Annotated in this window: 13 protein-coding genes; 5 read left to right on the forward strand and 8 right to left on the reverse strand. The window is 64.5% G+C overall.

Translation table 11 applies throughout. The features are described from left to right. Positions 1 to 271 precede the first annotated feature (271 nt). The 5 genes from ACR65N_RS03750 to ACR65N_RS03770 form a co-directional block, all read right to left on the reverse strand. Positions 272 to 1321 carry a sulfate/molybdate ABC transporter ATP-binding protein gene (locus ACR65N_RS03750; RefSeq protein WP_440455792.1) on the reverse strand — a complete coding sequence of 350 codons (1050 nt, stop codon included), beginning with the start codon at positions 1319 to 1321 and terminating at the stop codon, positions 272 to 274. Positions 1322 to 1334: 13 nt separating this feature from the next. Then, positions 1335 to 2210: a sulfate ABC transporter permease subunit CysW gene (gene cysW / locus ACR65N_RS03755; RefSeq protein ID WP_440455793.1), complete on the reverse strand. Its 876-nt coding sequence runs from the start codon at positions 2208 to 2210 to the stop codon at positions 1335 to 1337. Further along, positions 2203 to 3057, reverse strand: a complete 855-nt coding sequence (cysT, locus tag ACR65N_RS03760) for a sulfate ABC transporter permease subunit CysT (RefSeq protein ID WP_430305616.1) — start codon at positions 3055 to 3057, stop codon at positions 2203 to 2205. The genes cysW and cysT overlap by 8 nt, the downstream gene beginning before the upstream one ends. A 39-nt stretch (positions 3058 to 3096) precedes the next feature. Further along, positions 3097 to 4122, reverse strand: a complete 1026-nt coding sequence (locus tag ACR65N_RS03765) for a sulfate ABC transporter substrate-binding protein (RefSeq protein WP_440455794.1) — start codon at positions 4120 to 4122, stop codon at positions 3097 to 3099. A 319-nt stretch (positions 4123 to 4441) separates the two neighbouring features. Beyond that, positions 4442 to 4921: an RrF2 family transcriptional regulator gene (locus tag ACR65N_RS03770; protein WP_430305618.1), complete on the reverse strand. Its 480-nt coding sequence runs from the start codon at positions 4919 to 4921 to the stop codon at positions 4442 to 4444. 371 nt (positions 4922 to 5292) lie between these two features. On the opposite strand from ACR65N_RS03770, the gene ACR65N_RS03775 reads away from it, so the two are divergent. From ACR65N_RS03775 to cysN, 3 genes are read left to right on the forward strand one after another with little or no spacing between them, the layout of a single operon-like run. Then, a complete protein-coding gene (locus tag ACR65N_RS03775) occupies positions 5293 to 6039 on the forward strand; it encodes a phosphoadenylyl-sulfate reductase (protein ID WP_440455795.1) in 747 nt (248 codons plus the stop codon). Between the two features lie 54 nt (positions 6040 to 6093). After that, positions 6094 to 7050, forward strand: coding sequence for a sulfate adenylyltransferase subunit CysD (gene cysD, locus ACR65N_RS03780; protein WP_440455796.1), 957 nt, complete (start codon positions 6094 to 6096; stop codon positions 7048 to 7050). After that, complete coding sequence (gene cysN / locus ACR65N_RS03785) at positions 7050 to 8540, forward strand: sulfate adenylyltransferase subunit CysN (protein WP_440455797.1); 1491 nt, start codon at positions 7050 to 7052, stop codon at positions 8538 to 8540. Before cysD ends, cysN begins: the two co-directional genes overlap by 1 nt. 191 nt (positions 8541 to 8731) lie before the next feature. Here the strand turns inward: cysN and ACR65N_RS03790 are convergent, their stop codons facing one another. Next, complete coding sequence (locus tag ACR65N_RS03790) at positions 8732 to 9772, reverse strand: LacI family DNA-binding transcriptional regulator (RefSeq protein WP_440455798.1); 1041 nt, start codon at positions 9770 to 9772, stop codon at positions 8732 to 8734. 575 nt (positions 9773 to 10347) lie between these two features. Between ACR65N_RS03790 and ACR65N_RS03795 the strand changes: the two genes are divergently transcribed. Continuing rightward, the gene (locus ACR65N_RS03795) at positions 10348 to 10704 is read left to right on the forward strand and encodes a hypothetical protein (RefSeq protein ID WP_440455799.1); all 357 of its coding nucleotides are present in this window, start codon (positions 10348 to 10350) and stop codon (positions 10702 to 10704) included. A gap of 151 nt (positions 10705 to 10855) precedes the next feature. Continuing rightward, positions 10856 to 11071: a hypothetical protein gene (locus ACR65N_RS03800; protein WP_430305625.1), complete on the forward strand. Its 216-nt coding sequence runs from the start codon at positions 10856 to 10858 to the stop codon at positions 11069 to 11071. Positions 11072 to 11102: 31 nt separating this feature from the next. On the opposite strand, the gene ACR65N_RS03805 is transcribed toward ACR65N_RS03800, so the two are convergent. Further along, entirely contained in the window at positions 11103 to 12254 is a 1152-nt protein-coding gene (locus ACR65N_RS03805; RefSeq protein ID WP_440455800.1) for a mandelate racemase/muconate lactonizing enzyme family protein, read from the reverse strand. A 55-nt stretch (positions 12255 to 12309) separates the two neighbouring features. After that, positions 12310 to 12951: a ThuA domain-containing protein gene (locus ACR65N_RS03810; protein WP_440455801.1), complete on the reverse strand. Its 642-nt coding sequence runs from the start codon at positions 12949 to 12951 to the stop codon at positions 12310 to 12312. Between the last annotated feature and the right edge of the window lie 4 nt (positions 12952 to 12955).

Here is a 12955-nt window from a genome sequence, read left to right on the forward strand (position 1 = left end):
AGACCGGTTCACCCATCGGTGCGCACTGTGTCAGCCGATCCGCTTTGAAAGACAGAACCTGTCTTCCTGCGGCCATCCAGCCCACATCGCATCACCGCCTATCTGCCGCGCACGACGGACAAGCCTGCATGACCATCTTCTGACGGATGCATCGACCCTCCGGCATTCCGGTCGGCCGATGAAATCGTGACAAATCCCCGTGCGCGCCCCCGTGCACAGCGGAGCAATGCGATAGACCAGGGATTTCCGCAAGCCAAACCTGCGATCTGCCTCAGCCCTTGCGGAAGAATGTCCAGCGAGTGGGGCGAAAGCGCAACTGCGCACCCAGTGTCACCGGCGCATCGAGCGCCACCTCGATCTCCACGTGACGGGCCTTTCCGTCATTGGCGATGTCGATTTCGGCGATCCGCGTGCCGGCCAGTCGGCGGCAGGCGGTGACGGTGCCGAACAGTGCGGCGTCGGCTTCGGTCAGCGCCACGTCCTGCGGTCGGAAGAACAGCGTGCCTTCGGAGCCGACGACCCCACCCTCTTCAGCAACGCCGATCGGCTGACCGTCGAAGAGCACCGCACCGCCGTCTCCGATGCGCACCGGCAGTCCGGAGGATTCGCCGATAAAGGAGAAGACGAAGGGCGACCCCGGCCGGTCATAGACGTCGTCGGCGGACCCGACCTGCTCGATCTTGCCCTGGCTCATGACGACTACCCGGTCGGCAAGCTCCAGCGCCTCTTCCTGGTCGTGGGTGACGAAGACGGTGGTGTGGCCGGTGCGGTCATGGAATTCCCGCAGCCAGCGCCGGAGCTCCTTGCGCACCTGCGCGTCGAGCGCGCCGAACGGTTCGTCGAGCAGCAGGATGCGCGGCTCGATCGCCATCGCCCGTGCCAGGGCGACGCGCTGCCGCTGCCCACCGGACAATTGGTTGGGATAGCGGGCCTCAAGGCCGGAAAGCTGGACCATCTCCAGAAGCTCGGTCACCCGCCTGCGGATCTCTTCCTTGGCCGGACGCGTCGCGGAGGGCCGCACCTTCAGGCCGAAGGCGATGTTTTGCGCGACAGTCATGTGGCGGAACAGCGCGTAGCTCTGGAATACGAAGCCGACATTGCGCTCCTGCACCGTGTGATGCGAGGCGTCGGTGCCATCGAAAAAGATCTGGCCGCCGCTTGGCTGCTCAAGCCCGGCAATGAGGCGCAGCAGCGTCGTCTTTCCCGAGCCGGAAGGCCCGAGCAGCGCGATGAGCTCGCCCGACTTGATATCGAGCGACACGTCTTCCAGGGCCGGAAGCCGTTCGAACTGCTTGCGGATATGGCTGATGGTTACGTCCATCGGGGAAGGCCTTTCAATGCCTGCGTCCGCCGGCGCCGCCGGCACCGAACCGCAGTTCCAGAAGCGTTTTGAGGGCGAGCGTCACCAGTGCCAGGGCCGCCAGCAGCGAGGCGACGGCAAAGGCGGCAACGAAGTTGTATTCGTTGTAGAGGATTTCGACATGCAGCGGCATCGTGTTGGTGAGACCGCGGACATGGCCGGATACCACCGAGACGGCGCCGAACTCGCCCATGGCGCGGGCGTTGCAGAGCAGCACGCCGTAGAGCAGGCCCCACTTGATGTTGGGCAGCGTGACATAACGGAAGGTCTGCCAGCCGGATGCGCCAAGCGACAGCGCCGCTTCCTCGTCGCCGCTTCCCTGGTCCTGCATCAGCGGGATGAGTTCGCGGGCGATGAACGGGAAGGTGACGAAGACGGTTGCCAGCACGATGCCGGGGACGGCGAACAGGATCTCGATGCCGTAGCTCTTGAGGAAGGGGCCGAGCACGCTCTGGCTGCCGAACAGCAGCACGTAGACGAGGCCGGAAATGACCGGCGAGATCGAGAACGGCAGGTCGATGAGGGTGATCAGGAAGGCCTTGCCCTTGAAGTCGAACTTGGCGATGGCCCAGGCTGCGGCGATGCCGAACACCAGGTTGAGCGGAACGGCGATGGCCGCCACCAGCAGAGTCAGGCGGATGGCAGAGACGGCGTCCGGCTCGACCAGCGCCTCGACATAGGCCTCGACGCCCTTGCGGAACGCCTCGACAAACACCGCCACCAGCGGCAGGAAGAGGAAGAAGGCGAGAAACAGCATACCGACCAGGATCAGCAGCAGCTTGGTCAGCGGCCGCTCGTCGGCCGGATCGCGGAACCTGGCACGGGACGTGGCGCGAGAGGGCTCAGACATTGCCATACCTCTTGCGGCTCCAGGCCTGGATGAGGTTGATGACCAGCAGCATCGAGAACGAGATCACCAGCATGATCGTCGCCACCGCCGTGGCGCCGGCGTAGTTGAATTCCTCCAGGCGGATGACGATCAACAGCGGCGCGATCTCGGAGACGTAAGGGATGTTGCCGGCGATGAACACCACCGAGCCGTATTCGCCGACGCCGCGGGCAAATGCCAGCGCGAAACCGGTGAGAACGGCCGGCGCCAAGCCCGGCAGCAGTACGCGGGTGATGGTTTGCCAGCGACTGGCACCGAGCGTCGCGGCTGCCTCCTCCACCTCGCGGTCGATCTCCTCCATCACAGGCTGCACGGTGCGCACGACGAATGGCAGGCCGATGAAGATCAGCGCGACGACGATGCCGAGCGGCGTGAAGGCGATCCTGAGGCCGAGCGGCATGAACCAGGCGCCGATCCAGCCCTTGGGCGCATAGAGCGAGGCGAGCGCGATGCCGGCGACTGCCGTCGGCAGCGCAAAGGGCAGATCGACCATCGCATCGATCAGCCGACGGCCGGGAAAATCGTAGCGCACCAGGATCCAGCAGATCAGCACGCCGAAGACGGCATTGACGAGCGCCGCCAGCAGTGCGGTGCCAAAGCTGATGTAGAGGGCGGCGAGCGTCCGCTCGTCCGTGAGGATGGCGAAGAAGTCGCCCCAGCCCATCGACACGGTGCGCCAGACGAGCGCCGCCAGCGGAATGAGAATGATCAGCGACAGGTATGCGAGCGAAAAGCCGAGCGTCAGCCCGAAACCCGGGATGATGCTCGGCTGTTTCCATCGCCACCCAGAGGTGGCCGTGTCTGCCATATATAATGACGCCTTCTTCTTTGTTCCCCGAGACGCGCCTTAGCGGGCCGGCTTGTAGATCTGGTCGAAGATGCCGCCGTCACCGAAATGCTCGGGCTGGGCCTTCTTCCACCCGCCGAACTGCGGATCATCGATGGTGACGAGCTTTACGTCGGGCAGCTTCTTCAGCAGGTCCTGCTTGACGACCTCGGGCTTCGCCGGCCGGTAGAAGTGCTTGGCTGCAATGTTCTGGCCCTCGTCCGAGTAGAGATACTGGAGATAGGCCTCGGCGACCTTGCGGCTACCCTTGGCGTCGACGTTCTGGTCGACCACCGCGACCGGCGGTTCCGCGAGGATGGAGATCGGCGGCACGACGATGTCGAACTCGTCTTCGCCGAACTCCTGGCCGGCCAGGTAGGCCTCGTTTTCCCAGGCCAGCAGCACATCGCCGATCTGGCGCTGGGCGAAGGTGACGGTGGAGCCGCGGGCACCGCTGTCGAGAACCGGCGCACGCTTGTAGAGGTCGGCGATGTAGGCCTTGATCTTGTCCTGGTCGCCCTTGAACTCCTCGTTCGCCCAGGCCCAGGCCGCCAGGTAGTTCCAGCGGGCTCCGCCGGATGTCTTCGGGTTCGGGGTGACGATCTGCACGTCGCCCTTCACGAGATCGCCCCAGTTATGGATGCCCTTCGGGTTGCCCTTGCGCACCAGGAAGACGATGGTCGAGGTGTAGGGCGAGGAATTGTGCGGCAGCCGGCCGCGCCAGTCCGGCTTGATCTTGCCGCCGTTGTCGACGATGGCGTTGATGTCGCTTTCCAGCGCCAGTGTCACGACGTCGGCTTCCAGGCCGTCGATCACCGAACGGGCCTGCTTGCCGGATCCGCCATGCGACTGCTGGATGGTCACTGTCTCGCCGGTTTCAGCCTTGTAGTGCTTGGCGAAGGCGGCGTTGAAATCCTTGTAGAGCTCGCGGGTCGGATCGTAGGAAACATTCAGCAGCGTGGTATCTGCGTAGGCGGCAGGGGCTGCAAGGCCGGCCGCAAGCGAAATTCCAAGCGCCACGGCGCCCAGTCCGGTCATCAGTTTCATGGTCGCGTTCCCTCCAGACGTTGCCAACGCAATGTCTACCGAACGGGTAGACTTGGTCAATCCGCCTGCGGGCCGGCTGCGGACAAAGGCAAAACTGTTTCCCGACGGCAGGTGAAGCCAGCAAAGAAAGCGGCTTCGGCACCCTCACCGACAAAACGCCCGGATCGGCAAAGGCCTCATATGCAAAATCGCAATCCGCCGAAGCGTGCGCTTGGCAACCCAAAAGCACGCGGTTCTGGAGCATCGGGAGGTTGAAAGATGAGAAGTGTCGGTCGGGCGAAAGGCGCGCCGTGAGTACGGCGGCCGAGATGCGTCGGTCTCAGGCGGACAGGAGTTCCGCCTCGCTCGCCTTATCGGCGACGATCCTCACCGCGGCATCGACGCCGACGCCATCCACCGCATCGGCAATCGAGGTGGAGAACAGCACCGAGCGGCTGGCTTCCGCGACCCGGGCAAAGACGTGGCGGATTTCGCAGAGATGCTCGCCGTCGCAATCCTCACAGCGCCGGTAGGCGGTCAGCGACAGGCACGGAAGCGGCGCGATCGGCCCGTCGATCAGCCGCAGCACCTCTCCAAAGGTGATCGACGTGGCAGGCTTCAGCAGCAGATAGCCGCCCTGCTTGCCGCGCCGGCTCTCGACGATGCCGCTGCGCTTCAGCTCGAGCAGGATCTGTTCGAGGAATTTCTTCGGAATGGCCTGCTGCACGGCGATCTCGCTGATCATCAGCGGCCGCTCCGCATCCGCCTGCGCCAGGGCCGTCAGGGCCCGAAGAGCATATTTGGCTTTCTGCGAAATCATGCGGCGTCCGTCTGCGACATCAGGATTAGCCTTCGCCAGCCGACCGATACTGGATCGGCAGCGGGAAGGTCCAGGAGAGAGTTGTGAACCATGCGGAAGGTAACGCTTGCGCCATCCCGGCTGATGCCGTCACGACAGATCGAAACCTGCCTTCTGGACTACCGCAATTTACGCGGGATTACAAACAGATCGGACCCTCTCCGAGGGCGGATTTCGGGGTTTTTCGGCAGAGCAGCCGGGTTTTCTCGCGGGCGTCGGATTTCTAGAGATATTTGCTCCGTCTCCGGGTTGCTTCGAACCGTCATTCCTGTCCTGCCGCCCCTGCGCGTGGGATAAGCGGGAATACTTGGAACGACGGACATCGACAGCCAATGACCCAGCATCAGACGCCAGCAGACCTCGCGTCGCTTGATGATCAATTCGCGTCTCTCGACCTTGCCGGCCGCCTGTCGCTGGCGGCAAGCCTCGGCCGCGCGGTCTTTACCACCTCGCTCGGCATCGAAGACCAGGTGATCACCGCGGCGATCGGCCTCAACCGGCTGCCGATCGACGTGGCGACGCTGGAGACGGGCCGGCTGTTCATGGAAAGCGTCGTGCTGATCAACCAGACCGAGGAGCGCTTCGGGCTGACCATCCGCCGCTTCCGCCCGGCGCAGAAGGACGTCGACGCCTATGCGGCGCAATACGGGCTGAACGGCTTCTACGACAGCGTCGAGGCTCGCCATGCCTGCTGTGGGGTCCGCAAACTGAAGCCGCTTGCCAGCGCGCTTGCGGGCGCCGAGATCTGGATCACCGGCCTGCGCCGCGGCCAGTCCGGCAATCGGGCGACCACGCCGTTCGTCGAGTTCGACGCCGAGCGGGCGCTGATCAAGGTCAACCCGCTGGCCGATTGGTCGCTCGATGCGATCAACGCCTTCGTCGCGGACCATGGCGTGCCGATCAACCCGCTGCACGCAAGAGGCTACCCGTCGATCGGCTGCGAGCCCTGTACGCGGGCGATCAAGCCCGGCGAGCCGGAACGCGCCGGCCGATGGTGGTGGGAAAACGACGAGAAGCGCGAGTGCGGGCTTCACGTGCCGGAAACGGCCACCGCAATCGCCATCCCGACACGCGCCTGACGGCAAACTGACTGACGGACGACCGGCCGAAGCGGCCCAAGGACAACGAACACCATGCATCCCCATACATCCGAATACGATACGCACTCGCAGGACCAGGTTCCGAAGCCCCCCCTCGATCCGCATCTGAAGGCGCTGGAAAACGAAGCGATCCATATCTTCCGCGAGGTCGCCGCCGAGTTCGACAAGCCGGTCATGCTCTACTCGATCGGCAAGGACAGTTCCGTCCTTCTGCATCTCGCCCGCAAGGCCTTCTATCCCGGCCGCGTCCCCTTCCCGCTCCTGCACATCGATACCGGCTGGAAGTTCCGCGAGATGATCGAGTTCCGCGACGAGATGGCGCGGCGCTACGATCTCGATCTCGTGGTGCACACCAATCCGCGCGGCAAGATTGAAGGCGTGACGCCGTTCAGCCACGGCTCTGCGCTCTACACCGACATCATGAAGACCGAGGCGCTGCGCCAGGCGCTGGATGCTGGCGGCTACGACGCGGCCTTTGGCGGTGCCCGCCGCGATGAGGAGGCCAGCCGCGCCAAGGAGCGCATCTATTCCTTCCGGACGCCCGAGCATCGCTGGGATCCGCGCAACCAGCGCCCGGAGCTGTGGAACATCTATAACGGCATGATCCGCAAGGGCGAGAGCGTGCGGGCCTTCCCGCTATCGAACTGGACCGAAGTCGATATCTGGCGCTACATCCAGGCGGAGAACATTCCCCTCGTGCCGCTCTACTACGCCGCCGAGCGCCCTTACGTGGAGCGCGACGGGATGATGGTGCTGGCCGAGGATCCGCGGCTCGAACTGCTGCCCGACGAGAGCGTGCAGCATGGCATGATCCGCTTTCGTACGCTCGGCTGCTTCCCGCTGACCGGTGCGATCCGCTCGCAGGCGAAAACGCTGAACGAGGTGATCGCCGAGCTGGAGATCGCCACCGTCTCCGAGCGCCAGGGGCGCGCCATTGACCGCGACCAGTCCGGATCGATGGAGAAGAAGAAGCGCGAGGGTTACTTCTGATGTCTGTGACAAACACCCAGACTGCGCCGACAACGTCGGCCACCATCCTGCCATTCGCCGAGCCGGCGCGCGCCGTGCGCGACAGCCGCCCCCTGCGCCTCATCACCTGCGGCTCGGTCGACGACGGAAAGTCGACGCTGATCGGCCGCCTGCTGTGGGACACCAAGGCGGTGAAGGAAGACCAGGCGGCGACACTGAAGCGCGACAGCGGTGCGCAGAACGATCTCGGCCTTCCCGACTTCGCGCTGCTTCTCGACGGCCTGCAGGCGGAGCGCGAACAGGGCATCACCATCGATGTCGCCTATCGCTATTTCGCCACCGACCGGCGCTCGTTCATCGTTGCCGATACGCCCGGTCACGAGCAGTATACCCGCAACATGGCAACCGGCGCCTCGACTGCCGACCTCGCCATCCTGCTGGTCGACGCCCGCACCGGGCTTCTTGAGCAGACGCGCCGGCATGCGACCATCGCCTCGCTGATGGGCATCAAGCAGTTCGTGCTGGCGGTCAACAAGATCGACCTGGTGGCCTACGACAAGGCGATCTACGACAAGATCAGCCATGATTTCCGTGAGCTTGCGCTATCGCTCGGGGTCCGGCAGATCACTGCGATCCCGATGTCGGCGCTGAAGGGCGAGAACGTCGTCTATGACGGCCGCGCGTCGATGGCGTGGTACGAAGGCCCGACGCTGGTCGAGACGCTGGAGCTTGCCACCACGCGGTCTGCCCAGGCGGGCGGTTTCCGGCTGCCGGTGCAGCGCGTCGCGCGTCCCGGCGAAAGCTTTCGCGGTTACCAGGGAACTGTCGCCGGCGGCTCGGTGAAGCCAGGTGACAGCGTCACCATCCTGCCGTCCGGCATGGTGGCGAACGTCAAGCAGATCGTCACCTTCGACCTGGTACGCAATGCGGCCGTTGCCGGTGACGCGGTGACGCTGGTGCTCGACCGCCAGGTCGACGTGTCGCGCGGCGACATGATCGTCTCGATGGACGGCCAGCCGATGACCGGCCTCAACTTCGATGCGCAGCTGGTAGCGTTGCAGCCGGGCGGTATCGAGCCCGCCAAGGGCTACTGGCTGAAGAGCGGATCACGCCGCCAGCGGGTGACGGTGACACCGGTCTCGCAGCTCGAATTGTCCTCCGGCAAATGGAAGGCGCATCACGAGGCGCTCGGCATGAACGCCATCGGCAAGGTGCACCTCTCCTTCGACGAGGCGGCGATCTTCGATCCCTACGACCAGAACCGCGCCACCGGCGCCTTCATCATCATCGACCCGGATACCAACAACACGGTTGCCGGTGGCATGGTGACGGGACGGCGCTCCGACCTGGGCGGCATCCATCGCGACGGCCAGCGGGTGATCCTGTCGCTTCCGGCCGATCTTGCCGACGAGCTGATGGCAACCGAAGCTTTCGCCGCCCGCCGCGACGAGGCCGACATCCGCCGGGTCAGCGCCGGCCGCGCCGCCGAGCTGTTGGGTGACATCAAATAGCGAATAGCGAATAGCAGGCGGCTGCAGACGTTGGTGGTCAACGATGCCGCCGCCTCAGTTCTCCTCCGCGATCTCTTGCCACTGGCCAACTCTCTGCCCTGCCGGCATCCCTACAGGTGGGGAGATCACCAGCGGCGGGAACCGTTCTCAGGCGTCTGAGACGGCGGCAGCAGGACGGGTTTGAGCAAGAGTCACTGCGGCAGGCGGCGGGTGGTGCGTCGCTCGATCAGTTCAAAGCCGAGGTTGATCACCTGCTGCGGGGCAGGCTTGCCGTCGGCGGCGCGGATCATCATGTCGGCGGCGCGGTAGCCGATCTCGAAGAGCGGCGTGCGGATCGTCGTCAGCGGCGGCTCCATCACCGCGGAGAAATCCAGATCGTTGTAGCCGCAAATGCCGAAATCGTCCGGGACGCGCTTGCCCATCCGCCGCGCCTCGAACAGCACGCCGAGCGCGATGTCGTCGTTCTGGCAGAAGACGCCGTCGAGATCGGGCGCGATGCTGATCGCCCGGTGCAGCATCCGCGAGCCCATCTGGGTGCTGCTGGTGGCGTTCTCGTGGTGGATCAGGCCCGGATCGAAGAGGCCCGCCTCGTGCATGGCGAGGCTGTAGCCTTCGGTACGCCGGCGGCTGCGCTCGGCCATCGTCGCGCCCATCAGCGCGATGCGCCGGTAGCCGCAGGCGATCAGATGGCGGGTGGCGGCCGCGGCGGCCTCGAAATGATCCAGTGCGATCACCGTGCCCGGCGTCGGCAGGCCGACATCGACCACCTGGATGATCGGACAGTTGGCGCGCTCGATCGTTTCGCGCAGATCGTCGAGGCCTTCCAGCCCTCCGAGCACGATGCCGGCGGTATTCTGCGACAGCAGCAGCCGCACCTGGCGGCGTTCTTCCTGAACGCAATTGTGGGTGTTGGCATACTGGATGCGGAAAGTGGTATCGCGCACCCGCTCCTCGATCCCCTGCATCAGGCCTATGACGGCCCGGTTGCTGAGCGACGGCACCAGCACGCCGAAGGTGGAGTTGTGGCGACTGGCCAGCGCCCGCGCCGCCTGGTCGGGCACGTAGCTCATCTCCTCGACCAGCTGCAGGATGCGACTGCGCAGCTCCGGCGTCACCTTCTCCGGCTCGCGCAAGGCGCGCGATACGGTGATGGCGCTGACACCGGCTTTGGTCGCCACGTCGTGCAGCGTCGTTCTCTCACCGCGTCCGCGCTTCAATTCTGCCTTGCCCAATCCAAAATCGGCACGCAGTCCACAACCGCGCCATGCCCCACCTGCACCGGATCGCAACATATAAGCAACCCAGCATGGAGGCAATCTGTCGCAGCGTCTCCCAGGAGACGATACATGGCAATCGCTAGAGCAACCGGCATGGCGTCAGGCGGTGACGACGTAGACCAGTCCGACGATCACCATCCAGAGCGCCAGCGACAGTTCGAGTGACAGAAGAAAAGGCCATTTGTCCTGCTTCACGGTGACATCCTCCCAGATACCGTTCGCACTTGGTGCCGTGACGCCCTCCCCGGCGGCGCAGCAGAGGATCAGACTACACCCGGCAGTCCCTCACGACAATCGAAACAGCCGCCCATGACGGGGATAAACCGCCCTTTTGCCGCGGAAAGCGTGGCAGAAAAGGCAATTCGGCAATTTTTTCGCAGCGCAACCGGTCCTCCCCCCTCGAAGCCATTCAAAAACCTGATAGTGCGGCAGGGCCGGCCGCGCAGTTCAGTTCCCAAGACCTGTTCGCCGACGCGCCGTATTTCGTGCGGTGGTCAACCGCACCTCCTGCATAAAGGATTAGGAAAACCATGAACTACCGCTTGATTGCGCTGGCGGCGATTGCCGGCATGCTGTCTGGATGCGCCACCACGGTCGGCCCCGCCAGCAATCCCGTCGAAAGCTACTGGAAGGGCAAGTCCGCCGGCACCTTCTTCGCCCGCTTCGCGCCGCCGGTGAGCGACACCGAAGTCGGCTCGCAGACCATCTACAACTGGCGCGGCGGCTACAATCGCATCAAGACGCAGGACGGCCGCTCGATGCGCGTCAGCTGCTCGGCGCAGATCACCGCCGATGCCGACTATCGCATCCAGCAGATCCGCATCGTTGCCGACCGTCCGGGCGCACGCGGCCCGAGCTACTGCGCGGAGCTCCTGGTCGGCGAATAAGCCGGACCTCGCCGCACCTATCGAGAAGGCGGAGCCCGACGGCTCCGCCTTCTTTCGTTTCCGGGAAGCTATTCATCGAACCCTGGCATCCGCCTGTGGATCGCAGTCGAAACCGCTTGCGTTTGTTCACGTTATGTTCGATCTCGCTGATATGACCATCACGATCGACACGCTCGGCAAAGCTGCCCGCCACCGGATGATCCTGCAGGTCACCTGCAGACGCTGCGGCCATGCGGGAAACTTTACCGCGCGCGATCTGGCCCGCACGAAAGGGTTCGGGCGTGACCCCAAACTTCTGACCTTCCGCTGCACACGCTGCACCGGGCAGGACTGCATCGTCCGCGTGATGGAGGAGATCCGCCGATAGACCGGCGGCGCCAAATGCTCCGGTTACAGATCTACCAGTTGGTGAAGGAGCCGTCGTCGCGGCGCAGGTGCGGCGGCTCGGTATATTCGAACGCGGCGGCAGCGAGCAGCTCCTCGTTGACCTCGACCCCCAGCCCCGGCTCATCCGGCACTACGTAGAAGGGGCCGTCCATGCGGGTCTGCTTCGGGTAGATCGCCGGGTCGCCGAAGCCCAGCTGTTCGGTCGGCGAGGCGCGGCATTCCAGCCAGGCGAAGTTGGCAACGGCAGCACCCAGATGGACGGAGGCTGCCGTGCAGACGGCACCGAGCGGCGCGTGCGGCATCAGGTCGACGTAATGCGCCTCGCACCATCCGGCGACCTTCATCGCCTCGGTGAAGCCACCGACATTGCAGATATCGATGCGGCAGAACTGCATGAGGTCGCGTTCGACATAGGACAGGAACTGCCACTTCGACGAAAATTCCTCGCCGATGGCGAACGGAATGTCGGTCATCCGGCGCAATGCCTCATAGGCCGAGGGCGCCTCGTCGCGGATCGGCTCCTCGATGAAATCGAGCGTCCCCTTCGGCAGCTTCTGGCAGAAGGATGCCGCCTCGGCGACGCTCAGCCGATGATGGTATTCGACGCCGAGCGTGATCTCGTCGCCCACCGCCTCACGCGCCCGCCGCACCCATTCGGCCGTCGTTGCGATCGACTGGCGCGGCTCGAAGCGTTCCTGGTTCTCCTGGCCGGTGGCGATCATGCGGATACAGCGCCAGCCCTCCTTCTTGAGGAGCAGCGCCTGCTCGACCATCTCCGGCCCAGGCTCGGCCGAAGTGGTGGCAAAGGCCGGCACCAGATCGCGCTGGCGTCCGCCAAGCAGTTGATGCACGGGCACCCCAAGCGCCTTGCCGCGGATGTCGTGGAAGGCGATGTCGAGGGCGGAAATCGCCGCCGTCAGCACCCGGCCACCCTCGAAATACTGGCTGCGGTACATCTCCTGCCAGAGCGCGGCGCACTGCATCGGATCGCGGCCGATGAGAAACCGGCTGTAGTGGTCGATGGCGCCCACCACCGCCTTTTCCCGGTAGGACAGGCCGGACTCGCCCCAGCCATGGATGCCGGCATCGGTTTCGACCTTGACGAGCAGCTGGTTGCGCACGCCGAGCTTTGCCACATACGGCTTGATCGCGGTGATCTTCATGAGACACAGGCCACTGGTTCAGACAATCGGTGGGCGGGCGGCAAGGGATGGCGCTTCAGCGCGCCGCCCAGTTTGCGCCACGCGTGTAGATCGTGCGCATCTGCGGAACGTCGAATTCCTTCGCCACATGGCCGAGCGACGAATAGAACACCCGCCCCTTGCCGTATTGACGCTTCCAGACGACCGGCATCACCACGCCGTCGATCCAGTAGGCGTGGTCGCCGCGGAACGTCGTCGTTGCCAGCACTTCGTTGGAGGGGTCGACATGCATGTAGTACTGCTCGGACGTATAGGGGAAATCGCCGATGCCCTGCATTACTTCGTCGTCCGGGCGGGTGACGTTGACCGTGTAGTCGATGATGTTGCCCGGATGGGCGACCCACTGGCCACCGATGATGAACTGGTACTCGACGCATTCGCGGAACGCATCGCCGGCGCCGCCGTGATAACCGGCAATGCCGACACCGTTCTCGACGGCGGCGGCGAGGTTCTTTGCCTCTTCCTTCTCTATCTTCGACATCGTCATGATCGGCACGATCAGCGACAGGTCGTGGATCGACGGGTCGGCAAAGGCTTCCGTGGTGTTCTCCAGATAGACCTTGAACCCCTCCTCCTGGAGGATGTCCCTGATGATGTGGGCGCATTCCTGCGGCTCGTGGCCGCTCCATCCACCCCAGACGATCAAAGCTTCACGCATGTCA

This window comes from Rhizobium sp. SAFR-030 (assembly GCF_059415005.1).